Source organism: uncultured Helicobacter sp. (assembly GCF_949282165.1).
In the GTDB taxonomy this organism is placed as follows: Bacteria; Campylobacterota; Campylobacteria; order Campylobacterales; family Helicobacteraceae; genus Helicobacter_F.
The window spans coordinates 11,293-37,699 of the sequence record NZ_CASDOV010000007.1; the positions used below are offsets into that span (position 1 = coordinate 11,293).

The following is a 26,407-nucleotide window of genomic DNA, read 5'->3' on the forward strand; positions in this document are numbered from 1 at the left end:
AAAAGGGGGAGCTTAGTGCTCCTTGTAGCTTGTGATACTTGAAGTGCGTGAATCTAGCACCTTGTAGTTGTAGGGCTTGGTATTTTTATCGAGCTCAAGCAAGTCTTTGGGAGGCGCGCCATTGATAGTGTGATGCTTGTAGTAGCGATCGCCTGCCTTGTGCTCGCCCATATCCACTTTGTAAGTGATCTCGCCCGGATTTAGCTTTTGAATCTCTTCAAAGCCCACATCGGAGGTGCTAAAGCCTTTGATACCATTAGCCGCAGCGATCTCTACGAGCTTTGCTTGTCCCATTCTCGCCATCTCCACTGCTTGGAGGAGCATTCTGCTTGCTTCGCGTGGATTATGGAATCCTGTGGAGTTTTCTGCTCCTACGAAGTCCCCTCTCATCTGTCCTCTGCGGTGTAGCTCGAGAGGCTCCGCAAGGGCTTGTGAGATTTTTGCCTCATCGGGCTTGCCGGCATTTTGGTATGCAGGGAGCTTGCCTAGCTCATCACGCAATTTTTTGATATCTTGGATAAGGCTCACGGTTGCGTATTCTGCACTTCTTAGATCGTAAGCCACAGATTTTTGGATATCAGCGATTTGCTTTTTGAGCACATCTTCACTTTGGGAATGGCAGGTTTTGCACGCTGCGTTGATATCATTAAGCGGGGAAGTGATATTGTGTTGGGTTGCTTTCCTGCCACCTGTGCCCTTTGTGTAAGGCATATGACAATCCGCGCAGCTCACGCCATTAGCCGCATGCACGCCACCGCTAAAGAGCTCAGATTCTGGATGCTGGATTTTGAGCATTGGGGCTTTTGTGAGTTTGTGCTCCCAATCAGAGATGAAAATATTTTTGTCACGCGCTTTGTCGTAATGCTCATCAAACATCTCGATTCTAAAGGGCTCGCCTTTTTTCCACGCACTCCATGGGAATACAAGCTCGATACCATCGACTTCTATTTCAGTGGGGCTATTGCCATCACGCCATAGATCGTATTCGTCATAGGTTTTTTGTGTGCCATCCCACCATTTTTTGCTTGAATCCTGCGCGATACTCTCGCCCGTTACCTTGACTTTAGAGCCTGTGGGGCGGAAGTAATACTCGACATGGCATTGGGTGCATACAAGCGTGCGCATTTCCTTCCTGTCGGCTTTCACGCCTTGCACCTCGTCTTTTTGGTATCCTCTAAAATCCACAAGTGCGTTAATGAGGGCTTGGCGCGTGATTCTAAGCTCCATTGTCTCTGGATTGTGGCAGTCTGCGCAGGTTACACCCATTCTCGTGCCCCCGTGCGCTCCTCTGTGTGCGTCAGAATTTGGCGCGATACCATTGACTGCGGGGACATCTTTTATCATAGTCCAATATTTTGTGGAGTTAAAGCGCACCCAATCGCCCTTAGCAGAGTTTTTGAGAAGCCACGGAGACCAACCACTATGGCAGTTCATACACGCAGCAGGTTGTCCGCCAAACTTCGCAAATCCGTGGGCGTTTAGAAAGTCTTTGTTGTTTCTTGCGGTATCCATCTGATCGACTTGCACCCAAAAATGCCCGCGCTCTTCATTAGCATCTAGGCTAAATGGATAGCCTGCCCAAAGCACGGTGAGTTGAGGGTATCGGATAAGCTTTGAGTAGGCGAGATTGCCACCAAAATCTGTGTATTTTGGCGTCTCTGTCTCGACTTTGAGATACATATCTCTGTATTCTGGGAAGTTTTTCCCCCACTCATCAAAGGTTGGATTGTCATCGCTAAGCTTCACTGCTTCGAGAGACTTCACGCCCGATACGCCGCTTTTTGAGCTAATATCGCTATTTAGCCAAAAAATACCAGCGATAATAACGACAGCCAATATGATGAGAATTGGCATCATGCTACTTTTCTTTTGCATATTTCCTCCTTAAACTTTGAGATTAAAACCCGCGCCTATGCCCGACATTTTCGTGGCACGATACGCATTGTAAGCTGTTGTTGGCTCCGTGTATGGTAGTGGGATTGACTACGCTTGCAGCATAATCGCCATGGCAGTTGATGCAGTTTTGCTGCACGATTTTTTTGCTTTTTTCATTCGCGCTAAGATTCACAGGGAGTTCATCAAGCTTGAAGGTAAAAGCATAGCCATGTCCCACGCCACTCTGTGCTTTTGCAATCCACTTAGAGACAAACCCATGTGGCAGGTGGCAGTCGCTGCAAGTCGCCCTGTGCTTCCCATTGGTTTTGAGAGAATGTGGATCGGACATATAGTTTGCATACACCTCATTCATAATGTGGCAGTTATTACACGCTTCTGGATTGTTGCTTAGATAAGAAAACCCCTTAGCGTTGTAAAATGTGTAGCCCCCACTCACGATGATAACAACAACCAAGAATGCAAAAACCTTTGACAAAAAAGACCAAGATTTTTTGTTGTTGTGCGGTTTCAAAAGGCCCTCCTTACCTTGCAGAATCTCTATCGGCACTTATGTGTGATAGATTGGGCGTGATTGTAATAAAAATTTTCTTAAAAAAATTTGATTTACTTTCTGTTAATATTTCATAAAACTTTATCAGTTTATTTTAAGGAGAGCGTTGATGTTTGCCCACACAGGTTTTATTCCAAATGTTGCAAATAATGGCGGCGTGGTGTTTGCCCTCACTAACCGCTATGACGGGTATAGTCAGCCACCATATGATAGTCTCAATCTCGCCTTTCACACTGGCGATGAGAGCGCAGTGGTGGAGCGCAATATCGCGTGTATGCTAGAGGCATTTAGGGCACTAGATCCACGTTGTGCAAACGCACAGAATCTAGCGTATATGACGCAGATTCATAGCACGCATTGCGCACTACTAGGGGAAAATCTCTGTGGTGGGTATGCAGGACAAAATCCCAATCTCATCAATGTGGGCGAGGCGGATGCACTGCTGCTCACGCACACGCACGCGCCCTCTATGGTGCTGGTGGCGGATTGTAACCCAATCTTATTTTTTGATAGAGCGCATAATGTTGCCGCGCTTATCCACGCTGGGCGCGCGGGTGTGTTTGGCAGGATTTGCTCACTAACCCTAGCGCGTATGCAAAAGCATTGTGGCACGCACGCGAGTGATGTGTATGCGTTCATCGGAGCGGGGATACGCAAATGCTGCTATGAGGTGGGCGATGAGGTGTGCAAAAAGCTAGAACCCAAAGAGCGTGAGAGACATATAGAGTTGCGCGCAGGGCGGTATTTTCTTGATTTAGAATCGCTACTAAGGGCGGAGTTTGAGAATCTAGGGATTGGGGAGTGGGAATTTTTGCCAAAATGCAGTTGTTGTGAAAGGGAATTTTTCTCCTATCGTCGTGATGGGGTTACGGGACGATTCGCACTTGTAGCAATGCTAGTAGGCTAGGCTTTATGCGCTAGATTCTCATCGCTAGGAGTGCTTAGAGAATGTGCTATAATGCGGGATTTGAGGCAAGTAAAAGTGTAGCGCAAGGAGTGAAGTGATGGAGATCGTGCCGTATCTGACAAATGATAGCAATGTTATCGTCTTTTTGCTCCTGCTTTTGCGCTTTAGCGGGGTGTTTGCGTTTTTTCCGTTTTTTGATAACCAAATGATCTCGCCAAGTATCCGCGGGGCGATGATATTTTTTATGGCGGTGTTGTTTTATCCCCTCGCGCATTATGAGTTGGGGCAGCTCTCGGTGATTGATTTGATGATAGCGGGGCTCTTTGAACTGATGATGGGCTTTTTGGCGGGACTTATGCTCCAAATCGTGTTTGCGATGATTAGCTTTAGTGGAGAATTGATGAGCTTTTCGATGGGGCTTACGATGGCGAGCGCCTATGATCCTATTAGTGGCTCACAACGCCCTATCGTGGGGCAGTTGCTAAGTATGCTAGCCTTGCTTGTCGCTTTGAGTTTGGACTTCCATCATATTGTGCTCCAGCTTATCGCGCATAGCTTAGATTCTGTGCCGCTTGGGGGATTTGTGTCCATAGGGAGTGTGGAGTATTATATCGAAGCACTTGGGAATTTCTTTGTGGTGGGCTTTTCTATGGCGTTTCCGATTTTGGCGATTATCCTTTTTTCGGATATCATCTTTGGTATGATTATGAAAACCCACCCACAATTTAACCTCCTAGCCATCGGATTCCCCGTAAAAATCGCGATTGCCTTTGTCGTGCTTATCATTATCCTACCTTCGATTTATGTGCATTTTAGGCGCGAGATTGAGAGCGCGCTTTTTGCCATAGGGGAGATGTTTTGAATGAGGATTATCCCTGTGCGCTCGTGTGAGTGGCTTATCCCGCGGGCTTGTTTGTGGTTTGCGCAAAAATGGAGCATTGCGCAGAGCGAGTATGAGCAAAGTATGAGAGAATCTCACGCAAACTTTTGCGCCAAGGAGCACTCTTGTGGTGGCACAAATCTCATACCCCAATGGTATGTCGTGCTCAAAGGCGAGAATATCATCGCAGGGGCAGGGGTGATCGATAACGACTTCCACGCACGCAAGGATCTAAGCCCCAATGTGTGCGCACTCTATGTGGAGCAAGACTATCGCAAAATGGGCGTAGCAAGGGCACTGCTAGAGTTTATACGGCGCGATATGGGTGCGTATGAGCGGTTGTATCTAGTGACAAGCCACGAGGATTTTTATGAAAAATGTGGCTGGAGCTATGTGTGCGATGTGCAGACAGATGACGGAGAGGGCGGACGCATCTATGAGATTGGGACTTTACGCGAGGAAAAATAGAGCGAGATAGAGAATCTAGCTAGGCGTCCTTTTAGATTCAGATGATGTGTTTTTGTAGCAGAGATTGTGGGATTTGCTAGTATCTCAAGCGGCGTAATAAAATAATTATAAGCATTTTTGTAGTAAAATCGCGCCCTAAAACTTCATACCCTAAAGGAATCACGATGAGAACTGAAGAAATCGCTGCTATGGCGTTAGAGAGGCTTGATGACGATCGCTATGTGCTTTCAAATTTGCTTTTTGCACGGATTAAGGAGTTGGGCGCGGGTGCTACGCCGCTAGTGGATATGGATGTCTCTAAGCACAAGCTTGCCGATATTGCGATGCGTGAGATTGCAGAGGGCAAAATCACGCTTGAAAATATCGAGCCACTCCCCACAAACGCATAGATTTTGCGCTAGATTCTATACAGACTTAAAAAAGGCAGGATTGTGAGTTTTTTCACACGCATAGGAGCGATTGACAATATAGAATCTGCCACGCGCGCCCTGCAAGAACTCACAACCATCACCCCCACAATCCAAAAAGCCATCAGCTGCGCTACCCACTACCACCACGGACAATTCAGAAAAAGCGGTATCCCCTATATCATCCATCCTATGTGCGTGGCGTGTATCGTGGCGTTTTATGGAGGCGATGAAACGATGATATGCGCGGCACTGCTACACGATGCGGTGGAGGATACGCAATGTAGCCTTGAGTATGTGCAGGCGGAGTTTGGCTGGGATGTGGCGCATTTAGTCGATGCGCTCACAAAGATTGTGGAGATTCGCAAGGAGGAGTTTGGCGGGAGTTATAACAAAAAGCTCGTTGCTTCGGCACTTTCATTCCGCAAAATGCTCCTAGTCTCTATCCAAGACATTCGCGCGTTTGTGATAAAAATCTGCGATAGAATGCACAATATGCTCACCCTCGATGCCCTGCCCCACCACAAGCAAGTGCGTATCGCTGAGGAAACGCTCGTGGTGTATGCGCCTATCGCGCACAGACTTGGTATCGCATCGCTCAAATCCGAGCTAGAAGATCGCTGTTTTTATTATCTCTTCCCCAAAGAATACGAGAAAATCGACACTTATATCAAAACGCACTACCAAGCTATCAATTTAAAACTTAGCTCTTTTACAGATTCTGTGCGCACCTTGTTGCAGAGCAATGGTTTTGCGGAAGGGGATTTTGACATAGAATCTCGTATCAAGCGGTATTATTCGATTTATCTCAAAATGCAGCGCAAGGGCGTGGAGATCGATGAGATACTCGATTTGCTTGCAGTGCGCCTTGTGCTCAATACCCCGCTAGAGTGCTACAAAGCCCTAGGGATATTGCATCTCAACCTAAAGCCCGTGGTGTCGCGCCTCAAAGACTATATCGCAATCCCCAAAGAAAATGGCTACCAAACCATTCATACGACGATTTTTGATAAATCAAGTATTTTTGAAGTGCAAATACGCACCTTTGATATGCACAAAACCGCGCAGTATGGGATCGCTGCACATTGGAAATACAAAAGTGGCGGGCGCGAGCCCGATCTCAAATGGGTACAGAATCTCCAGCACCAAAATAGCTCCATTGAGGAGTTTTATGAGCTTGCCAAAAACGATCTCTATCGCGAGGATATCGTGGTGTTTTCGCCCGCGGGAGATACTTATAGCCTGCCTGTGGGGGCGTTGGTGCTAGATTTTGCCTATGCTATCCACACAGATGTGGGCAATCGCGCAGTGGGCGCGTATGTCAATCACCAAAAAGTCTCATTGCTCCAGCCGCTCAAAAATAGCGATATCGTGCGTATCGTGGTGGCAAAGGATGATGAGGAGATAAAGCCGCGATGTAGCTGGATAGACGCGCTCAAAACCTCCAAGGCAAAGAGTCAGCTAAAGATTCAATGCCAAGCGCGGCTAAAAGAGATAGACAAAAGGGCGGCGATTAATATCCTAGCTACGATGTTTGAGCGCACACCAAAGGCACTTGAGGAGTTTTTGCGCGAGCAGAATCTAGATTCTGAAATCCATAAAGTAATGCGTGATCGGAGTTTTTTTAAAAATATCAAAAACCACATTAGGGACTTTTATCAAAAACGCAAGGTGTTCTTTGGGCTTTTTAAAAGCAATCGCTTTAAGGTGCGTCAGATTAAGCTCGATAATATCGTGGCGTTTAGCAATTTTGCTATCAGTGAGGCGATTTTTGACTACTGCTGCCACCCAAAATACGGCGATGGAATCTTGGCAATCAAAAACGGCACAAAGCTCTATATCCACCATAAATTGTGCAATCGCATAGAATCTGATATGAAAAATGGCGCGGATATGGTGTTTGTGCAATGGCTAGAAAACCAAAAGTATCATTATAAGATTCTCGTGGCACTTGAGGATAAAAAGGGTGCGATGGCGCGTTTTCTCACGACTTTGGCAAAATATCAATGCCGCGTGGTGCGCGTGAATTATGACAGAATGAATAATGAGTTTGCGAGTTTGTGCGAGGTGTATATCCAAAATGCTGATAACAACATAAAACCGCTCAAAAACGCCATAGAGCAGCAGTATAAGATTATCGAGTTTAGCGCGCTCAAAGACGCGTATTCTTAAAAAGTCATACAAAGGAATGGAATGCAAAAAATTAGTGAGACAATTGAGGATTTTGAACAAAGATTAGATTCTGTGCAGGTGGAGCGTCTCAATGAGGCAATGCGCGAGATTGAGCGGGGGAGCGTGGAGTTTATCGGGGCGGAGTATATCAGATCGCTTGTCGCGCGGTTTTTGCTCACAGGAGAGCGGTTTGTGCTCAAGGCGGGGTTTGATCCTACCGCGCCGGATTTGCACCTAGGGCACACGGTGCTTATCCAAAAGCTTGCTACATTTCAGCGATATGGCGGCGATGTGAAGTTTTTGATAGGGGATTTTACCGCGACTATCGGCGATCCAAGTGGCAAAAGCGAGACGCGAAAACCCCTAAGCAAGGAGCAAGTGGAGCAAAACGCCCTCACTTACAAAGAGCAGGTGTTTAAGATTTTAGATCCTAAGCACACGCAGGTGTGTTTTAACTCCGAGTGGATTAGCAAGCTTGGCGTGGAGGGGATTATCGCGCTTAGCTCGAAGTTTTCAGTAGCGCGAATGCTAGAGCGCGATGACTTTACTAAGCGGTATAAAAACAATCAGCCCATTTCAATGGTGGAGTTTCTCTATCCGCTGTTGCAGGGTTATGATTCTGTGGTGCTGGAGTGCGATATAGAGCTTGGGGGTAATGATCAGAAGTTTAATCTACTCGTGGGGCGAAGTCTGCAGCGAGCCTATGGGCTAAGCAAAGAGCAGAGTGTGCTCACCGTGCCGCTTTTGGAAGGGCTAGATGGTGTGCAAAAAATGAGCAAGTCGCTGGGCAACTACATAGGCGTTACAGAATCTCCAAACACAATGTATGCCAAGATTCTTAGCATTTCTGATGCGCTGATGTGGCGATACTATGAGCTACTCTCTGCTAAGAGCCTTGATGAGATAGCTAGCCTTAAAGCACAGGTAGAGAGCGGGGCGCTGCACCCCAAAGCGGCAAAGGAAGCCCTCGCTCTAGAGATTACCGCGCGCTATCATAGCCTAGAGCTCGCACAGAGTGCGAAAGAGGAGTTTGATAATATCTTTAGCAAAGATGAGATTCCAAGCGATATAGAGACTTTTAGCTTTGAATCTGGAGAGTGGATTTGCAAAATCGCACTTGAATGCGGACTATCGCCATCGACTTCACAAGCAAGGCGCGATATCAAGGCAGGTGCGCTAAAACTAAATAAGCAAAAAATAAGCGATGAAAACCTAAAATTAGCCAAAGGGGAGTTTATCCTGCAGGTTGGTAAAAGACGCTTTGCTAAAATACTCATAAAATAACTAAGGACTACGATGCAATTAAAACCTATCAAAATCGGGAAACATATCATCAAATACCCTATATTTCAAGGTGGTATGGGTGTGGGTATAAGCTGGGATAGACTAGCAGGAAGCGTCTCAAAAGAAGGGGCTTTAGGGATTGTGAGTGCTGTGGGGACGGGGTATTATAAAAAAATGCACTTTGCCCAAAAGCTCGTTAATCTTAAGCCCTTTGAAGCGATTAATTTCTACTCCAAGCAAGCCCTCCAAGAGATCATCAAAAACGCGCGCAAACTTTGCGGGAGCAATCCCCTAGGTGTGAATATCCTCTATGCGATCAACGAATATGGGCGCGTGGTGCGCGATGCGTGCGAGGCTGGGGCAAATATCATCGTTACAGGTGCGGGGCTACCCACCAATATGCCCGAATTTACCAAAAACTTCTCTGATGTCGCGCTCGTGCCTATCGTCTCATCGGCTAAGGCATTGCGTATCATCTGTAAGCGTTGGAAGGATAGATATGCGAGACTTCCCGATGCGGTGGTGGTGGAGGGACCTTTGAGCGGGGGGCATCAGGGCTTTAGCTATGAGGATTGTTTCAAGCCCGAGTATCAGCTAGAATCTATCGTGCCAAAAGTCGTAGATGAGGCAAAAAAATGGGGTGATATCCCCGTGATTGCCGCAGGTGGCGTGTGGGATAGGGAGGATATTAATACTATGCTAAGCCTTGGCGCGAGCGGTGTGCAGATGGGCACGAGGTTTTTGGGCTCGCTAGAGTGCGACGCAGAGGCTTATAGAGAGATAATGCCAAAGATTACCAAAGAGGATATCGTGCTCATCAAATCGCCCGTGGGCTATCCGGCTAGGGCTATCAAAACGGGAGTTTTGGAGCGACTAGAGGAGGGCAATGCGCCCAAAATCCGATGTGTGAGCAACTGCGTCTCGCCGTGCAATAGAGGACAGGAGGCAAAAAAGGTGGGGTATTGTATCGCAGATTCACTAGGAGCAGGGCATTTGGGCGATCGTGTCAATGGCTTGTATTTCACAGGAGCTAATGGATATAGGATTGAGAAGATTCAGAGTGTGAAAGAGATTATCACAGAGCTTGTTAGTGATGTGTAATGCGACAAATTCTTTGTATTCTAGTGTGCGTGGGCGCGCTTTTTGGGGCGCAGCCTTATAAAATTTTGGGGCTTGTGCCCTTTGGCGATTGGAATCTAAAAATCGTTTTTGACAGAGATATCAGCGCGCTAAAGCTTGATGAGAAAAAGCTCCAAGATGGGCGCGTGTTTGTGGATATAGAATCTATCCTCATCGTGCCTAAGAAAAGCTTTGCTTTCAAAGACAATTCCATCATCAATGTCGCGCAAAACACGCCCCAAATCGTGCGTATCGTGATAAAACCCACAAAAACCTATCGACTACACAAAGACGCGCACAATCTCTATGTGCGCCTAGGCGGGAGCACCCCACCAAAGCCACAAACCCCCGCTACTACAGAATCTAGCACTCTAGCCCCCACTCCAAACCTAAGCACAAAGAAAAAGATTGTGATCGATCCCGGGCACGGGGGCAAGGATTGCGGAGCGATGGGCGTGGCTAAGGTGTGTGAAAAGCAAATCGTCCTAGAGGTGGCAAAATACCTCCAAGCAGAGCTCAAAAAGCGCGGCTACATCACCTATATGACGCGCGAGCGCGATACATTTATCGATCTCATTGAGCGCACGAAGTTTGCTAACGACAAGGGCGCGGATTTGTTTGTCTCCATACACGCTAATTCTATCCCTGTGGGCAGGAAGTCGCCAAGTGGCATTGAGACTTATTTTTTATCCACCAATCGTAGCCAAAAAGCCCTCAAGGTCGCTGAAGCTGAAAACATAGGCGATATTGCCACGATGAATTACTTTTCTAAACAGACATTTTTGCACACGATTAACAATCATCGTCTCATCGCCTCTAGCAAGCTTGCAGTGGATATCCAAGCGGGTATGGTAGATTCTGTGCGCAGAAAGCACAAAAATATCATCGATGGAGGCGTCAGAGATGGTCCCTTTTGGGTGCTAGCTGGTGCGCTTATGCCCTCTGTGCTCATTGAGATAGGCTATGTCTCGCACCAAAGCGAGGGCAAGCTCCTCACGACTAAGGATTACCAAAAGCTGCTAGCCACCGGGATTGCCGATGGTATCGAGGATTATTTGGACAAAAACTAAAGGAGAGAGATTGAAAATCAACAACAATATCCTAAGCACCATTGTTTCTTGCGTGTTTTTTGCCTTGTTTTCTTGGATTGTGATATTGCTTTTGAGCTCCAAATTTTCTGACACATTTTCATATATCTTTTTTGTTTTTATCCGAGATCACGGGCTTTTTGCGTTTTTGACAAATACGATTTTGCTCTGTGGGGCGGGCGTGGCACTAGGATTTTTAATCATCGCGAGCTGGCGCAATAAGCTTGATGTGTGGTTGTATGCCTTTGCCCTTAGTGTGTGCATTGTGTTTGTGTATATCGTGGTGTTTAGCGCGAGTGAGAGCCCCCTGCCGCAGGAGATTACCGATGTGCTCTTGATAGAATCTAGTATCGATCATCGCAGCGTGGTGGAGAGTATTTGGGATTATAGGTGGCGGATTTTGCTGAGTATGATTGTGTATATGTTTTTTATCTTTATACCGCTTGTCTTTGGGCTCACGCATCTTGTGCCAAACACCAAAACATACGCGGGCTGGCTGCTTGAGATTACCAAACCATCGCTAAATGTCGTCGTTATCGCACTTTTTGCCTGTGCGTTTCAGCCCTTTTATCTCAAGGCGCACGCATATGATTATATCGATTTGGCGCTGCTTGTAGCAGGGCTTGCGCTGCTTTGTGCCGTGCTAGTGCGTCAGAAGTGTGTGCTTAACTTCTATGGATATAGCAATCTTGTAATGCTCGCCATAGAGATAATCCTCATCGCACTGTGTTCAAATATCCTTGCGAGCTCGGATCAGTATTTTTCTGTGCGTTATATGCTCTATGCGTTTGTGTTTGTCGTGTGGTGCGCGGAGTGTATGTATGGCTATATCACTTATGAGGAGCACCCAAATGAGCGATAAATGGCATTTTTTTTGCTTCCTAGGGGGAAATGTGTCAAGGAGTAGGCTATGAAAAAAATCATCATATCTATCGTGTGCGTGCTAGGGGTGCTCTGTGCGGAGCCAGAAAACTCTCCAGATGCCTCAATCACACAATCCCCTGCTCCTGCCCCCACACAAGCTCCCAGCACACAACCTCACTTGCAAGATTCTATCCCTACGCCTTCTAATGGCTCAAATATGCCCTATGATGACTTTGCAGCGATTATGCAAAACGCCAATGCCTCGCTAAACTCCGCTATGGCGTTTGCAAAAATGGGGGATTATAATAAGGCTTTGGAGCTTTTCACGCAGTCTTGTAGAGGTGGCAATGCCGCAGGGTGCTTTGGGAGCGGGCTCATCTATATGTATGGTATGACTACGGGCGTGCCCGAGCCCGATGTGGCAGTGAAGTTTTATGCGCAAGCTTGTGCAGGGGGCGATGCTACCGCGTGTGCGAATCTCGCGCTTGCATACGATAATGGCGAGGGTGTCAAGCAGGACAAGGCGCAGGCTCACGAGCTCTATGCGATTTCTTGCGCAGGTGGGGACGCACTGGCTTGCACAAATCTGGGTTGGATGTATGCTAATGGCGTGGGGACAAACAAGGACTATGCTAGAGCAATGGAAGCCTATCGCGCCGCCTGCACGCTAGGCAATGAGCTAGGCTGCTACAATCTAGGGCTAATGACAAACACTTATAATATCTATGGTATGACAAAGGACAAAATGGGCATTGTTGAGATGAATTATGTAGCGTGCGAGCAGGGCGATAATGTCGCGTGTGGGAATCTAGGCTATCTATACGCCACGGGCGAAGAGGGCGCAAACCAGAGCTATTTTTATGCGGCTAAATATTTTAGCATAGCGTGTGATAGCGGGCATATGCAGAGCTGCAATAATCTCGGTGTGCTCTATGATGGGGGCTTTGGGGTGAAGCAAAACAAGGCTAGGGCGATAGAGCTTTTTGGGCTTGCGTGTGAATATGGCATACAGGGTGCTTGCACGAATTATTCCATTATGCTTGATAGAGGCGGGCTCAATCGCGGCTCGGTAGAGAGTTTGTTTGGGATGTAGATTCTGATTTGGGTAATTGTGGGGGTGGGGCGTCGTGTCTAACTACCCCACTTTTTGCAATGTGTTAAAAGTATCGTGGGCATAAATCGTGCAAAGGCACGAGCCCACAAGTTTGGCTTATGGCAAGTCGATGATACTCACCTTTTTATCCACCATTCTTGGTATCCATAGGCTTTTCCCATCGCTATACATATCAGCAGGTCCGCCCATAACCTCAATATCGATTTTGCTCACTCCGCCTTTAGAATCCACTCTATACACCACGCCCTGCAAGTTCTCGCCCCAATCGCTCACGAGCAAATCGCCATTTTTAGCCATTACGACACCATCAAGCGCGCCTAGGGGTTCAGTGATTTTGGTTGCCTTTTTGGTTTTTAAATCAATTTTTACCACGCTGCCCTTTTGCTTGCCTGCTGGATCGTAGCCCACGACGATGAGAGATTTTTTCTTAGAATCTAGCAGTAGTCCATTTGGTCCGGCATACATAGAATCTAGCGTAGTGAAAGTCTCATAAGTTTTCTTAGCTAGGTTAAAGCTGTGGATAATGCCCGTGCCTGTATCGCTCACTAAAAGTGTGTTTTTATCAAGCACCACGATATCGTTTAGAAACACCGCGCCAGAAACGGGGATATTTAGCACCTCTTTTTTGCTTTTAATATCAAAGCCCTTAAGCGTATCGATATCCACGACATACAAGGTATTGCCAATCACATTCATACCCTTGGGGGCGTTGAGATTCTCTATCCACTTGAGTTCCACGACTTTGCCATTTTTATCAAGCTTAGAGATGAAGCCATCGTTATCCTTTGCCATTGGCTCGAGCTTTTCCCCGATATTGCTCACATACACCTCGCCTTTATTGACAAACACGCTCTCTGGGTGAGAGAAGCCCTCTATATGCTGTGGTTGTGCTGCATTAGCACTGAGTGCAAGCCCACTTGAGATAATTCCTGCAAGCACGAAGCTTTTGAGTGATTTTGTAATCATCATCTATCCTTTTTGTGAAATTCCCAAACTTTGTGGATTCTATAGGATTTGTATAGAATCTCATTATTTGGTTGGAGGCATTATAAGCAAAAAGCGCAATTTTGTGTATGACTTTTGCCATAAAAAATACAAGTTTTTTGACTTACTACAAGGCTAGAGGCGCGAACAATTGCGCTATGATCTCTGTCATAGATTCTGTGATTTTCATACAAGTTTGCTAGGCAGACTTGGTATCGGGGCTTAGGGTAGAGCCCCTCGCCGCTGTGCGTGCATACACTGCCCAAATCTATTGCCTTGGCTTGCTTAGATTCTGTAATGTCGCTTGGTGGCTTAGATTCTATAAAATAGCAAAGAGACAAAGTATGGCTAGGGCACAAAAACAATATGTGGATTATTGGTTTTTGTAAGCGTGGGCTTGTGGGCAAGCTCGATGCGCGCGATATAGTGGGTATCGTAACAAATGCGGATTACACCGCTAAGAGAGTGCCTGATATGCGCTTTGCCCAAAGCATGGCGGCATTTGGTGGCTTTAAGCGATTTGCCATTTAAGGGTGGAGCGAACTTTGAATCTCTCCTAAGTGCGCTAGGAGATTCTGAGGTCTCTAGCAATGTGGATAGGCAGGAATTCCTAGGCTTGGTGGCAAAGGTAAGCAAGATACAAGATGTGCCAAAATGAGTTAGGATTGTTTAGTGGTTGGCTGTGAGGCTTTCATACGATGTGTGCGGTAGAGAGGCTAGCAAGAGAATCTAGAAGTGGTACGCCCAAGAGGATTCGAACCTCTGACCTACGGCTTAGAAGGCCGTTGCTCTATCCAGCTGAGCTATGAGCGCATAACCCAAGGGGTGGTACGCTCGGAGGGAGTCGAACCCCCAACCCTCAGATCCGAAGTCTGATGCTCTATCCAATTGAGCTACGAACGCATAAAAGTGATGGATTTTTGAAAGAAATGGGGTGGATGATGGGGCTCGAACCCACGACCCTCAGTGCCACAAACTGATGCTCTAACCAACTGAGCTACACCCACCACAAGCATAATAAAATGGTCGGGGCGAAAGGATTCGAACCTTCGACCCCTTGGTCCCAAACCAAGTGCGCTAACCAGACTGCGCTACGCCCCGACAAAACAAAAGGCGCATTATAGTTTGAGAGACTTTAAAAAAGGCTGAAATCAAGAATACGCGCGTATGCGGCGGCTTGACAAGGAATTTTGCGCCGCAATATCACGCACTAGGCACGCCTAGATAGCTGCGATACACTCAATCTCCACAAGTGCGTTTTTGGGCAGAGTTTTCACCGCAATCGTGCTACGCGCTGGCTTGTGATCGCCAAAATACTGCGCATACACCGCATTCATCGCGCTAAAATGCTCCATATCTGAGAGAAACACAGTCGTTTTGATGACTTTTTGCAGTGAGCTGCCTGCCTGCTCTAAAATCGCCTTGAGATTCATAAACACCTGCTTTGTCTGCGCCTCTATGTCGCCCTCATTTGTCGCGCCTTGCATTGCGCCTTGTGCGTTGAGTGCGATTTGTCCTGATGTATAGACAAGCCCATTATGCACGATAGCCTGTGAGTATGGACCGATAGCCTCTGGGGCATTTGGGGTAAAGATAGACTGCATAGCCGCTCCTTATGTTGGTTTTGTGCGCGCATTATAGCATAGTGGTATTTGCTTTTTATCCGAAAGTGGCTATAATTGGCGACTATGAGACTTTATAAAAGACTTGGAGCAGAGCGTGAAAAAAGTGTGTTGTTTTTTGTGCGTGGTATGTGGTGCGGTATGGGGCGATAACTTCATCATAGATTCACATTCCCTAAGGCATTTTGAACTCCTTTTAAAACCCAACCAAACGCTTATGATTAACCACCAAACCAAAGCCCTGCTAGGGATTTTAGAATCTCTTGATAATGGCACGATGAGGCGACTTCCTATCCCGCAGGAGTGGCTTAGCAAAAATGAAGATAATGCCTCAAGGCTCAAAACCTACTCGGACTACACGACTACAAAAACTACCATAGGTTCTAGCACCACTACCACTTATGAGAAAAACAAAGACTTCAATCCCTCACTTCACGCCCCATCATCCAACCACCCTCAACCAAAGCCCTCACCCAAATATACGCCCATCTTAGAATCTCACACGGAGCGTCCCGACAATACGCGGCATGATACACCGCTACAAACACGGCAAGATAGCCCCTCATCTGTGCAGCCAAAGCCACAGCCTCTCAAAGCCCCGAGTGAAAGAGAATGGGATAAGAGAAGAATTATTTATGAGCAAAAGAGCGAATTTATCAATCTCGAGCGTTAATGCAGCGATTTAATGTCCTCATCAGCCTTCCGGATAAAAAGGGCTTAGTGTTTCACATCTCACGCGTATTCTTTGAGCTAGGATGCAATATCGTGCGCCAAGATGAGTTTGTGGATACACAAAGTCAGTATTTTTTCTTACGCACACAGATAGACTCGCTAGATTCACACCTGCAGCCCCACACACTGCTTGCGTGCTTAAGCCAAGAGTTAGGCGCACAAGCCCATATCCGCATACAGCCTGTGAGTAAGAAGTCTATCGTGATTTTTTGTACTAAAGAAAACCACTGCCTAGGGGATTTGCTCCTGCGCTATGAGAGCGGTGAGCTATGCGCACATATCAAAGCCATCGTGAGCAATCACGACATTCTCGCGCCGCTTGCCCAAAAATTTGGCGTGCCATTTGCGCACATACCGGCATTGCAAGATTCTCAAGCAAGCACGCAGCAGGAGAGACTCGCACACGAGAGGGAGATTTTAGCCTACCTTGCGACGCTTGGGGAGATCGATCTCATCGTGCTTGCCAAATATATGCGCATTTTAAGCCCCGAGTTTGTCGAGCACTTCCCGCATCAGATTCTAAATATCCATCATAGCTTCCTCCCCGCATTTATCGGAGCCAATCCCTACAAGCAAGCCTATGAGCGTGGCGTGAAAATCATCGGGGCAAGCGCGCATTTTGTCACCAAAGATCTCGATGAGGGACCTATCATCACTCAAGATGTGATCCCCATAGATCACACCTACTCGTGGCAGGATATGCAAAGGGCTGGGCGCGATATTGAAAAATCCGTCCTCTCACGCGCACTCAACCTCGCTCTAGAGGACAGAATCTTTGTGTATCAAAATAAAACTATCGTGTTTTAATTTTATTGCAAGTTTTTGCTAAAGCAAAAACTCTTGGTATTGCTCGTGGCAAGTGAATTGCCACTTCGCTCCGCTGCGCGTGCATACACAGAATCTAAATGCGAGATTCTGTGGCTTCTTAAGCATAAGCCGCCTCAAGGAATGCGATGCAACCAAAACACTTAACTTATAAACCAACCTAGATTCTATTAGAAATTTAAGCAAGTCTTATCTGTGATAAGCAAAAGTTATACAAAATGTGTCTTATGTCTCAAAAACGATACAAATGCACACATTTTGGTAGAAAAAGATTAAGTTTTAATAAAACTTTACTTTTATTTTAGACTTTTGTATTTATAATTGCGCAATTTGAAAGAAGTTATTCTCTCAAAGCACTTTATAACTATAAGGAGGAAAAATGCTAGAGATTAGATGGCATTCGCGCGCTGGTCAAGGTGCGGTAACGGGAGCAAAAGGTCTAGCCGATGTGATCGCTGGGACAGGCAAAGAGGTGCAGGCATTTGCATTCTATGGTTCTGCTAAGCGGGGAGCTGCGATGACGGCGTATAATCGCATAGATTCTGCCCCCATACTCAATCACGAAAAGTTTATGAATCCTGATTATGTGCTTGTGATAGATCCCGGACTTGTGTTTATTACCGATATTTGTGAGCACGAGAAGCCCACTACCCAATACATCATCACCACGCATTTATCCAAAGACGAGCTACTAGCCAAAAAGCCCCAACTACAAGGCAAAAAGGTGCATACGCTTGATTGTATCAAAATCTCTCTCCAAGAGCTTGGCAAGCCTATCCCTAACGCGCCAATGCTGGGTGCATTGATGAAAGTATCGGGACTTTTGGAGCTAGATTTTTTCCTCAAGGCTTTTACTAAGGTGCTTGGCAAAAAACTTCCCCAAAAAGTCATCGATGGCAATATGGTGGCTATCAGACGCGCTTACGAAGAAGTGCAATAACCCAAAAGGAGGCAACAATGGATAACAGAGGCTGGAATGAATTAGAAATTGGCTCGGCTCTTTTCCCTTTTAGCAATGATGGAGAGACTCAACTACAAGAGCACAACGACAAGCGAGCTTACACGCGCGATAGCTCTTTTACCGCGAGTGTGGCGCATTGGCGTGTGGAGAAGCCTGTGCATAATAGCCAAGTGTGTATTAACTGCTTTAACTGCTGGGTGTATTGCCCCGATGGTGCGATTTTGGCGCGCGATGAGAAGCTTGCGGGCGTGGATTATGTGCATTGCAAGGGTTGTGGCGTGTGTGTGGATGTCTGCCCTACTAATCCCAAATCTCTATTGATGTTTGAAGATCATAAAGACAATCAAGAAGCACTTAGTGCGTGGCCACAAAAAGAAGAGAAAAAGAAAAATTAAGGAGGCATTATGGCAAAAGTTATGGAATTGCAAAAAATCGAGGTTTGGGATGGTAATATGGCTGCCTCCCAAGCGATGCGACAAGCCCAAATCGATGTGGTAGCCGCCTATCCTATCACGCCATCTACGCCTATTGTGCAAAACTATGGCACATTTATGGGCAATGGCTATATCGATGGAGAGTTTGTAATGGTAGAATCCGAGCACGCCGCAATGAGCGCGTGTGTGGGTGCAGCCGCGGCTGGTGGGCGCGTGGCTACCGCGACGAGCTCACAAGGATTTGCGCTGATGGTGGAAGTGCTCTATCAAGCCTCTGGTATGCGTTTGCCAATCGTCCTTAACCTCGTAAATCGCGCGCTAGCAAGCCCGCTCAATGTCAATGGTGATCATTCTGATATGTATCTTAGCCGCGATACGGGTTGGATAAACCTCTGCACCTATAATCCTCAAGAGGCGTATGATTTTAACCTTATGGCATTTAGAATCGCTGAAGATTTGCGCGTGCGCGTGCCCGTGATTGTCAATCAAGATGGTTTCATCTGCTCACATACTGCCCAAACTGTGCGCCCGCTAAGTGACGCGGAGGCGTATGCGTTCATCGGCGAGTATAAGAGCAAGAATCCTATGCTAGATTTTGCTCGTCCGGTTACCTATGGATCGCAAACCGAGGAGGATTGGCACTTCGAGCACAAAGCCCAACTTCACCACGCCATTATGGAATCTCATAAAGTGATTGAGGAAGTGTTTAGGGAGTTTGAGAAGCTCACGGGGCGCGCGTATCACTTTGTAGAATCTTATGATATCGATGATGCGGAAGTGGCGATCATCGCACTTGGCACCACGGTAGAATCTGCGCGTATCGCCGCGCAAGAAGCACGCAAAAAGGGTATCAAAGCCGGTGTCGTATCACTGCGCACATTGCGTCCTTTCCCATTTGTGCTTTTTGGACAGAGGTTGAAGCACCTCAAAGCCGTTGCGTGCCTTGATAGGAGTTTGCCAGCGGGTGCTATGGGTATGCTCTTTAATGAAGCTGCGAGCGCGATTCACGCTGCGGGAGGCAAGGCAGTGGTCTCAAACTACATCTATGGCTTGGGCGGACGCGATTTGACACAGGCGCATTTGGGAGAAGTGTATGAGCAGCTTAGCCAAAACGCCAAGGCAGGCAAGCTCACGCACCCAACGCAACAATTCATCGGACTTCGCGGTCCCAAACTAAGCTTTTGCTAGGAAGGAGAAACTATGGTAAAAGAAATCAAAAATCTCAAACAATTTTCTAAATCGGCAGAGAAATTCGAGGGCGCGCATCTTTTGTGCCCGGGCTGTGCGCACGGTATGATTATCCGCGAGGTGCTTAATGCCGCCGAGGGTCCTATCCTCATAGGCAATTCCACGGGGTGCGTGGAAGTCTCTACTGCGGTGTATCCACACACAAGTTGGGATGTGCCTTGGATTCATATCGGGTTTGAAAACGGCTCTACGGCGGTGGCTGGAGCGGAGGCAATGTATAAGGCATTAGTCAAAAAGGGCAGATACAAGGGCGAGAAGCCAAAGTTTGTGGCTTTTGGTGGCGATGGTGCGACTTATGATATCGGCTTTCAGTGGATTAGCGGGTGCTTTGAGCGTGGGCATGATATGACTTATATCTGCCTTGATAATGAGGTGTATGCCAACACAGGAGGGCAGAGGAGTGGCTCTACGCCCATTGGCTCAAGCACTTCTACCACGCCCGCAGGAAGTGTGAGCTATGGCAAAAAAGAGAAGAAAAAAGATTTGCTAATGATTATGGCAGCGCATGGATCGCCCTATGTCGCGCAGGTAGCACCCAATAAATGGAAAGATATGAACAAAAAAATCAAAACCGCGCTTGAGACAGAGGGACCGACATTTATCAACGCGATGAGTGCTTGCACTACCGAGTGGAGATTTGATTCGCACAAGACGGTTGAGGTTAGTGATTTGGCAGTAGATTCACTCGTGTTTCCGCTTTTTGAAGTGATTAATGGCACGGAGCTTCGTATCACTTATAGACCAAAAAACATCATACCAGTGCGCGATTATCTCGGTGCGCAGGGGAGGTTTAAGCATCTCTTTAAGCCAGAAAATGAGCATATCATCGAGCAATTCCAAAAAGATGTCGATGCGCGATGGGAGTATTTACAACGCAAGGAAGAAGCAGGCGTGTAGCCTCGCTTCCTTGTTTGCTTCGAATTTTCAAGCAAGCTTTTGCTCACGGAGTGGATCTCTGTGAGCCACGCTTTAGCACACTTCAAGCTACATTGTGTTTTTTTAGCAATGTTTATCCTCACTGAAATAACTTCATTTTTTCCCAAACCCCTTGACTTAGAGTAACTCTCATACTTTATAATTACGGTATCTTATACCAAAGGAGCACGACAATGCGAGATAGAAATACAAGTCGCAGGGAGTTTTTGAAAGATTCTTGTAAATTTGTGGGTGGGGTTATCGCTCTAGGTGCCCTCACGCCTATTTTTGCTAACACCAAAGGAGAAAGAGCGCAAATGCAATACACAACGCTTAATAATGGGCTGCAAATGCCCTTGCTAGGCTTTGGGACTTATGGGATTAACCAAGTTGATACACTTTTAATGGCGGTGGATTGCGGCTATCGTCTCTTTGATACCGCCCAAATGTATGGGAATGAACGTGAGGTGGGCGCGGCGATACGCGAGGCGATTGTAAGGCGCGGCATAAAACGCGAGGAGTTTTTCATCACCACAAAACTTTCAAGCAATATGAGTTTTGAAGAGGCAAAAAGAGGGATAGAATCTAGCCTCAAAGCCCTAGATTTGGGCTATATCGACTTGCTCTTAATCCACCAGCCCTACGCGCAGGCAAAGCAAATGTATAAGGCGATGGAGGACGCCTACAAAGAGGGCAAGCTCAAAGCCCTTGGCGTCTCTAGCTTTACCCCAAAAGTCTTTAGCGAGTTTGTGAAATCTTGTGAGATACTCCCAGCAGTCAATCAGTGCGAGACGCATATCTACTACCAGCAAAGGGAGCTAATAGAAGTAATGAAGCCCTATAAGACGATTTTAGAATCTTGGAGTCCTTTTGTGGCGGGCAAAAGCGGGTTTTTTGATAACCCAACCCTAGCACAAATCGCCCAAAAGCACAACAAAAGCGTGGCGCAAGTGGCGTTGCGATTTTTGGTGCAGCAGGGTATCGTGGCTATCCCAAAGACTTCTAAGCTAAAGCATATGCAAGAAAATATCGCTATCTTTGATTTTGCTCTAAGTGCGGCGGATATGGAATCTATCAGGGCATTAGATACGAACAAAACGCAATTTAGTTGGGGGTATTAGGGTAGGGGGAAGGTTTATAAAATATTGCAAAGCGCACAAAGATTTTTATATTTTTCTCAAAATCTTTGATTTGCTTTTGCCTTATTTTTCCCTGTTTCTAGCCAAAAAGCTCTCAAAATTTTCCTTAAATCTTATGTCTATCCTTTTAGTAAAAAAGGGTAAGGCATGGATTGTGAGTTTGTGCGAATGTGTATCTAGAGATCTAGAATCTTGAGTGATGGCAAACTCTTTTCCCTTAAGAGATTGCAAAAACTCTTCCTTCCAAGTATCCTTTCCTTTGTAATGCTTATCGCCACTTAAATGTGCGCCTTTAGACTCTATAAAACACTCTATACTTAAAATCCCTTTATCCTCCTCATCTATGCGCCTACCAAAAAAGAGAAAATCCGGCTCAAAACCTTGTGCGAAGTTAGGATTTTTTATGGATTTTGTAGTTTTTGATTTTGTAATATCATCGCTTGTAGATTCTAAATATTGACGATTATCATAGATTCTAAACTCACTAAAGCCATCATTACGCACGATAACCCACTGACTAAAACTCTCATCGATACTTTCTTTATGCCTTTCTATAAATTCCAAAAACTCTTGCTCTAGCGTAGAATCTGTGCTATACCTATCATAATACAACCACTCATATTGCGCGCTTTGTGTAAATGTTTTTGTGCTAAAAATTTCCTTTTTGTCCTCTAGCTTTAACTTTTGCGCTCTAAAGTCTGTGGCGATAGGGCTATATCCTATTTCATAAGTTTGTTTTTTGAAGTGCTCTAAGACATATTTTGCGATTTCTAAGCTATTTTCCCTACTAAACTCCTGTCTTTTATCAAACTCAAGCTCCATATTGCCAAAGGATTGATAAAACGCCTCTTTGCTTGCAAAGCCAAAGGGTTGTATGTGTGTATCAAAGCTTAGTCCTGAGCGATTGAGTGCCTTATAAAACACCTCTTTTGCTACCACATCACAAAACCTTTTTGCCCTTTTGCTCGTATCTGTGCCTTCTATCTTTTTTGCAAAATCCACCTCGCTTTCAGCCACTTTGTGTGAAAATAGCGGAATCTCAAGTGTGCGAATATACCCTTGTATCTCCTTATACCGCTCGTAATTAAAGAGATTGGGTATTTGGCTTCCCCTTAGACGCTCGTTAGTGATAGTAAAAAGTTCATTGTCTTTTGTGATTTGCTTTGCCCTCTTGCTCATATGTAACACGATTTTCTTTTTTTCATTTTCAAAGAGTAGTCCGCTTTTTTGCATTTGGGATTCTAGCTCGGCGATAAAGCCCACATCATTTAGCGTATGATAGCTTAGTCGCTCGAGCACACTTAGTGCATTACCCAAATCGCTATCAAACTTGCGTTTATATTCTAAATGAGAATCTAGCCCTTGCATGAGAAACGGAAAAAGTCGCGCCCCGCGTCCGATAAGCTGCACTTCTTTTGTAGTTGTGTTTTTGGGATTTTTTGCCCTGCCCCCTAGCCGCACGATATCAAAGAGATTGAGCACATCCCAACCTTCATTGAGTTTGTCCACTACAAAAATCGCACGCACTTCATTTTCCTTATTCTCTAGGTTATTGAGCACAATCTGGCATTTTGCCACTTCGCTATCGTTATTGACATTAAGTATATAGTGAGGGCTAAAACTTGTTTTAAGAGATTGCAAAACCTGCTCTTGCCATAAAGTCTCTCCAAACTCTTTTTTAAAAAACACAAGGCTTTGCAAAAGTAGAGAATCTCTTCTATCACTTGCCTCTATATCAGTATAAAACCTTAGAATCTCTTGGCTTGTGAGATGAGCAACAAAAGTGATAAAAGCCTCCTCATTTTTCTTAGATTCGGCGATAGTCTCACTTTTAAACAGCACCACAGGCTTTAAGAAAATCCCATATTTACTCGCCACACATTCGCGATAGAGACTAAGCAGCATAGCTCCCAAAAAGCGCGATTGTAGCCCTAAATCCTCATATTTTACGAGGAAAATCCGCTTAGAATACCCATTTTCACAAAATTTTTTCAAATCATATTCATACACGATTTTATCACTATATTTTGCTAGCACCTCGCTTTCTTGGGGGATTGTCGCACTAAACTCAAGGAGGAGATTCTCACTATGGCTTTCATACGCCCTGCGCACTATACTCTCCCAGCTTTCTTTTTCTTGTGCTTCATTTTTGTTTAGCTTCTTTTTAGTCTCGCTATTTAGATGGTGTGCTTCATCGGCTAAAAACACAAGCTTTTTGCCTTTTAAATCCTCAAAACTAAGGCTATTTTCTCGCTCATTATTTAGGAGTGAAAACAGCCCTTGAATCGTGTTAAAATAGATATTTATATAGCCCTCTTTACTCTCACTAAGATTTTCTATGATATTAATGCCTACATTTGTAGAATCTATGTGGATAGATTGGCTAAAAAGGTATTTGTGTGAGAGGATATCGCTAAAGTTTGCCTTAGTCTTTTCTAGCACACTTGTCGCATTGACAAAAAAGATAAAGTCCCTATATCCTTGTTTGTAGCACTCTAGTATAAGGGAAGCCATTATGAGTGTTTTGCCACTACCTGTCGCCATATTAAACATCAAATGTCGTGCTTTAAGCGTCTCATTATTGGCTAGATAGAGTCTCAAAGCCTCTATTTGATATTCTCGCAAGTCTTTGGAGAGATTTTCACTTATGTAGCTTGGGATTTCTAACTCCCGCAGATTCTTTTTGCCATATTCCTCGATGATTAGCTCTTGTAGGGTTTGCTCTCTCTCACGCATTTTCATTTCCTTTTAGATTCTCTTTTAGACCAAAAAAGATTTTGTTTAGCTCCTTTGTTTGCTCATCTATATCTAAGCTAGAGTCCTCTAACTCACTAAGTAGCACATAGTCCATATTAGAATCTAGGATTTGGTAGAGCACGCACTTTTTCTCCTCTAAATTTAGAGCGTGAAACTCCCTATCTTTTAGGATTTCTTGTATGTCATAGCGATAGTCTAAAAAGGCTTTGGATTCTAAGTCTTTGTAGAGTTTTTCTAATTCGTTGTGAGAAACTTCCCCAGAATCTAGCTTGGCGATTTTCTCTTTATACAGGGTGTTTAGTGGCATTAGCTCAGCATAGAGGAAGCTCCCTCCACCTTTGAAGTTCAAGGTTTTGCTTACCCCTCCTTGCTCTCCGCTCACCACCTTTTTTAGTCGCTCTTTTGTGATAGATTCTATATAGTCCATTTGTTCTATCCCTACATAGCGGCGATTCATCTTGTGTGCTACGGCAAGGGTTGTCCCACTCCCCGCAAAAAAGTCCATTACCAAATCGCCTTCGTTTGTGGAGATTTCAATAAGATATGCTACTAAGCTTTCTGGTTTGGGATAACCAAAAATATCTTTTCCCAATAAGGTTTCAATCTCACTACTGCCATTTTCTGTAGTCCCTATTTTACAATTTTTAAACATAGTGCAGAAAGGATTATTACTATTTGAAAAAATAATTGTTTTTGGGGATACTATAAATTCTTTGTTATCTGCATAAATAATTCTAGGGGAAAATTTTTTAGACTTTATAAGAATTTTGCCTCCATTTTGTATCTCATTTTGCAATGTTTTATTACTCCAACGACTTTTAAACTTAATTCTAAAATCATTTATGTTTATCCCATTTTTTACATTTACAGAATCTAATAATTCATATTTGTCCTGTTCTTCACTTGTTGTATAAACACCATCATCAATTTTAAATATACAGGAATTTTTTGGAAAAGTTAGAATATGTTTATTGTTACTAGCGTTATACAATGGTGCATCTTCAAATTCGGTTTGTATGCTTTCCACAAGCAATCTTTTTTTATTTTCTCCAATATATAATTTTTTTGAATAGCACAAAATAAATTCCTTGTTGGAATAAAAGTTTATTTTTTGTCGTCCAAAATGCTGGGTTTTTTCCCAAATAAAGCAAGTAATGAAATTCTCCCTGCCAAAAATCTCATCGCATAGCACCTTTAAGTAGGCCTGTTCATTATCATCGCATTGGATAAAGATCACGCCATCCTCGCATAAAAACTCGCGTGCGATCTCTAAGCGGTTTTTCATAAAGGTAAGCCAAGTGGAGTGTGAGAATCTATCGTTGTAATTAAAGCTATCATTGCCCGTGTTATAGGGCGGATCTATGTAGATACATTTCACTTGTCCGAAAATATCTTTGCGGCTTTTAAGTGTATGTAGAGCTAGGAGATTATTGCCCTTTAGTAAGAGATTGCAAGAGGCTGAATCCAAATAGTTTTCAAGTCTTTGCTTGATGGATTGTGGGGTGTTTTGGGAATCATTACTAGATTCTGTATTTGCAGATTCTATGAGTTCAAAATTTTGCAATACTTTTGGAGCAAACAACACATCGATTTCCTCCCTAGCCAAAATCTCATTAAAAAATATCTCTTGGCTTTTTGTTTTATCCTTATCCTGCGCACCTTTGAGAATGCAGTCTTTATAAGGGAAGTGTAACACGACTTCATTTTGGGCTTTTAGGAAAGTATTGTCGTTTTTATGCCCTAGTCCGATTTTGTTGCTAAACTTCGTATAAGAGCTAGCAAGCTCTCTTGTAGCTAGCAGGGCCAAAAACCTCTCTTTTTCAAAGATAAGCGCATCGCCCACCTGCGTAAAATACGCTTTTTTATAATTTTCGTTTTTAATTAAAAACTCTATAACCTTTGTCGTATCAAAAAGCGTAGCCTGTCTTGCTTCCTGCGCTGAACCAAATGTAGCGATAATATCCTCTAAAATCTGCATAAAACTCCTTGTGTGAAAGCGATTTGGGATTGTAGTCAAAATTTCATTAAAGGGATTTTAGAA

At 45.0% G+C, this 26,407-nt stretch carries 26 protein-coding genes and 4 tRNA genes; 19 read left to right on the forward strand and 11 right to left on the reverse strand.

The window, feature by feature from the left end; translation table 11 throughout:
- Positions 1–12: 12 nt before the first annotated feature.
- Both ACH2BK_RS05095 and nrfH read right to left on the reverse strand, forming a co-directional pair.
- Positions 13–1,857 (reverse strand): ammonia-forming cytochrome c nitrite reductase subunit c552, encoded by a 1,845-nt coding sequence (locus tag ACH2BK_RS05095; protein ID WP_395002453.1) that lies wholly within the window; start codon positions 1,855–1,857, stop codon positions 13–15.
- Positions 1,858–1,897: 40 nt separating this feature from the next.
- Entirely contained in the window at positions 1,898–2,407 is a 510-nt protein-coding gene (gene nrfH, locus ACH2BK_RS05100; RefSeq protein WP_394996643.1) for a cytochrome c nitrite reductase small subunit, read from the reverse strand.
- 148 nt (positions 2,408–2,555) lie between these two features.
- Here nrfH and ACH2BK_RS05105 point away from each other — a divergent pair, with 148 nt between their 5' ends.
- The 10 genes from ACH2BK_RS05105 to ACH2BK_RS05150 all read left to right on the forward strand — a co-directional run bounded on the left by ACH2BK_RS05105 (position 2,556) and on the right by ACH2BK_RS05150 (position 12,728).
- Positions 2,556–3,353, forward strand: coding sequence for a polyphenol oxidase family protein (locus ACH2BK_RS05105; protein WP_395002360.1), 798 nt, complete (start codon positions 2,556–2,558; stop codon positions 3,351–3,353).
- A gap of 97 nt (positions 3,354–3,450) precedes the next feature.
- On the forward strand, positions 3,451–4,215 hold the full coding sequence (gene fliR, locus ACH2BK_RS05110) for a flagellar biosynthetic protein FliR (RefSeq protein WP_395002455.1): 765 nt from the start codon (positions 3,451–3,453) through the stop codon (positions 4,213–4,215).
- Complete coding sequence (locus tag ACH2BK_RS05115; protein ID WP_394996639.1) at positions 4,216–4,701, forward strand: GNAT family N-acetyltransferase; 486 nt, start codon at positions 4,216–4,218, stop codon at positions 4,699–4,701.
- Positions 4,702–4,865: 164 nt separating this feature from the next.
- The gene (locus ACH2BK_RS05120) at positions 4,866–5,090 is read left to right on the forward strand and encodes a DNA-directed RNA polymerase subunit omega (protein WP_394996636.1); all 225 of its coding nucleotides are present in this window, start codon (positions 4,866–4,868) and stop codon (positions 5,088–5,090) included.
- A 42-nt stretch (positions 5,091–5,132) separates the two neighbouring features.
- Positions 5,133–7,280 (forward strand): RelA/SpoT family protein, encoded by a 2,148-nt coding sequence (locus ACH2BK_RS05125; protein ID WP_394996633.1) that lies wholly within the window; start codon positions 5,133–5,135, stop codon positions 7,278–7,280.
- A 99-nt stretch (positions 7,281–7,379) separates the two neighbouring features.
- A complete protein-coding gene (gene tyrS, locus ACH2BK_RS05130) occupies positions 7,380–8,564 on the forward strand; it encodes a tyrosine--tRNA ligase (RefSeq protein ID WP_395002457.1) in 1,185 nt (394 codons plus the stop codon).
- 12 nt (positions 8,565–8,576) lie between these two features.
- A complete protein-coding gene (locus ACH2BK_RS05135; protein WP_394996631.1) occupies positions 8,577–9,665 on the forward strand; it encodes a nitronate monooxygenase in 1,089 nt (362 codons plus the stop codon).
- Positions 9,665–10,753: an N-acetylmuramoyl-L-alanine amidase gene (locus ACH2BK_RS05140; RefSeq protein ID WP_395002362.1), complete on the forward strand. Its 1,089-nt coding sequence runs from the start codon at positions 9,665–9,667 to the stop codon at positions 10,751–10,753. The genes ACH2BK_RS05135 and ACH2BK_RS05140 overlap by 1 nt, the downstream gene beginning before the upstream one ends.
- Positions 10,754–10,763: 10 nt before the next feature.
- Complete coding sequence (locus tag ACH2BK_RS05145; RefSeq protein ID WP_394996625.1) at positions 10,764–11,633, forward strand: hypothetical protein; 870 nt, start codon at positions 10,764–10,766, stop codon at positions 11,631–11,633.
- A 48-nt stretch (positions 11,634–11,681) separates the two neighbouring features.
- Complete coding sequence (locus ACH2BK_RS05150) at positions 11,682–12,728, forward strand: tetratricopeptide repeat protein (RefSeq protein WP_395002364.1); 1,047 nt, start codon at positions 11,682–11,684, stop codon at positions 12,726–12,728.
- A gap of 117 nt (positions 12,729–12,845) precedes the next feature.
- On the opposite strand, the gene ACH2BK_RS05155 is transcribed toward ACH2BK_RS05150, so the two are convergent.
- Both ACH2BK_RS05155 and ACH2BK_RS05160 read right to left on the reverse strand, forming a co-directional pair.
- Entirely contained in the window at positions 12,846–13,715 is an 870-nt protein-coding gene (locus tag ACH2BK_RS05155) for an ATP-binding protein (protein WP_394996680.1), read from the reverse strand.
- 80 nt (positions 13,716–13,795) lie between these two features.
- Entirely contained in the window at positions 13,796–14,074 is a 279-nt protein-coding gene (locus ACH2BK_RS05160; protein WP_395002366.1) for a hypothetical protein, read from the reverse strand.
- Between the two features lie 25 nt (positions 14,075–14,099).
- Between ACH2BK_RS05160 and ACH2BK_RS05165 the strand changes: the two genes are divergently transcribed.
- Positions 14,100–14,264 carry a hypothetical protein gene (locus ACH2BK_RS05165; RefSeq protein WP_394996614.1) on the forward strand — a complete coding sequence of 55 codons (165 nt, stop codon included), beginning with the start codon at positions 14,100–14,102 and terminating at the stop codon, positions 14,262–14,264.
- Positions 14,236–14,391 (forward strand): hypothetical protein, encoded by a 156-nt coding sequence (locus tag ACH2BK_RS05170; RefSeq protein WP_395002368.1) that lies wholly within the window; start codon positions 14,236–14,238, stop codon positions 14,389–14,391. Before ACH2BK_RS05165 ends, ACH2BK_RS05170 begins: the two co-directional genes overlap by 29 nt.
- A gap of 78 nt (positions 14,392–14,469) precedes the next feature.
- Here ACH2BK_RS05170 and ACH2BK_RS05175 read toward each other — a convergent pair.
- The 5 genes from ACH2BK_RS05175 to ACH2BK_RS05195 form a co-directional block, all read right to left on the reverse strand.
- A tRNA-Arg gene (locus ACH2BK_RS05175) sits at positions 14,470–14,546 on the reverse strand.
- 13 nt (positions 14,547–14,559) lie between these two features.
- Positions 14,560–14,636, reverse strand: a tRNA-Arg gene (locus ACH2BK_RS05180).
- A gap of 27 nt (positions 14,637–14,663) precedes the next feature.
- Positions 14,664–14,740: transfer RNA gene (locus ACH2BK_RS05185), tRNA-His, on the reverse strand.
- 16 nt (positions 14,741–14,756) lie between these two features.
- Positions 14,757–14,834 (reverse strand) — tRNA-Pro (locus ACH2BK_RS05190).
- 119 nt (positions 14,835–14,953) lie between these two features.
- The gene (locus ACH2BK_RS05195; protein WP_394996609.1) at positions 14,954–15,337 is read right to left on the reverse strand and encodes a RidA family protein; all 384 of its coding nucleotides are present in this window, start codon (positions 15,335–15,337) and stop codon (positions 14,954–14,956) included.
- A 115-nt stretch (positions 15,338–15,452) separates the two neighbouring features.
- Here ACH2BK_RS05195 and ACH2BK_RS05200 point away from each other — a divergent pair, with 115 nt between their 5' ends.
- The 7 genes from ACH2BK_RS05200 (at position 15,453) to ACH2BK_RS05230 (ending at position 21,591) form a co-directional block, all read left to right on the forward strand.
- Positions 15,453–16,028 (forward strand): hypothetical protein, encoded by a 576-nt coding sequence (locus ACH2BK_RS05200; protein WP_395002370.1) that lies wholly within the window; start codon positions 15,453–15,455, stop codon positions 16,026–16,028.
- Complete coding sequence (gene purU / locus ACH2BK_RS05205; RefSeq protein WP_394996604.1) at positions 16,028–16,894, forward strand: formyltetrahydrofolate deformylase; 867 nt, start codon at positions 16,028–16,030, stop codon at positions 16,892–16,894. Before ACH2BK_RS05200 ends, purU begins: the two co-directional genes overlap by 1 nt.
- A gap of 397 nt (positions 16,895–17,291) precedes the next feature.
- Complete coding sequence (locus ACH2BK_RS05210) at positions 17,292–17,852, forward strand: pyruvate flavodoxin oxidoreductase subunit gamma (RefSeq protein ID WP_394953663.1); 561 nt, start codon at positions 17,292–17,294, stop codon at positions 17,850–17,852.
- A gap of 17 nt (positions 17,853–17,869) precedes the next feature.
- Positions 17,870–18,268, forward strand: a complete 399-nt coding sequence (locus ACH2BK_RS05215; RefSeq protein WP_394996601.1) for a 4Fe-4S dicluster domain-containing protein — start codon at positions 17,870–17,872, stop codon at positions 18,266–18,268.
- A 9-nt stretch (positions 18,269–18,277) separates the two neighbouring features.
- Positions 18,278–19,495, forward strand: a complete 1,218-nt coding sequence (locus tag ACH2BK_RS05220; RefSeq protein WP_395002372.1) for a 2-oxoacid:ferredoxin oxidoreductase subunit alpha — start codon at positions 18,278–18,280, stop codon at positions 19,493–19,495.
- Between the two features lie 12 nt (positions 19,496–19,507).
- Positions 19,508–20,452 (forward strand): thiamine pyrophosphate-dependent enzyme, encoded by a 945-nt coding sequence (locus tag ACH2BK_RS05225; RefSeq protein WP_394996591.1) that lies wholly within the window; start codon positions 19,508–19,510, stop codon positions 20,450–20,452.
- Between the two features lie 212 nt (positions 20,453–20,664).
- The gene (locus tag ACH2BK_RS05230; protein ID WP_395002374.1) at positions 20,665–21,591 is read left to right on the forward strand and encodes an aldo/keto reductase; all 927 of its coding nucleotides are present in this window, start codon (positions 20,665–20,667) and stop codon (positions 21,589–21,591) included.
- Between the two features lie 81 nt (positions 21,592–21,672).
- On the opposite strand, the gene ACH2BK_RS05235 is transcribed toward ACH2BK_RS05230, so the two are convergent.
- Positions 21,673–24,345: a DEAD/DEAH box helicase family protein gene (locus ACH2BK_RS05235; protein ID WP_395002376.1), complete on the reverse strand. Its 2,673-nt coding sequence runs from the start codon at positions 24,343–24,345 to the stop codon at positions 21,673–21,675.
- Positions 24,338–26,344, reverse strand: coding sequence for a DNA methyltransferase (locus ACH2BK_RS05240; protein WP_395002379.1), 2,007 nt, complete (start codon positions 26,342–26,344; stop codon positions 24,338–24,340). The genes ACH2BK_RS05235 and ACH2BK_RS05240 overlap by 8 nt, the downstream gene beginning before the upstream one ends.
- Positions 26,345–26,407 lie beyond the last annotated feature (63 nt).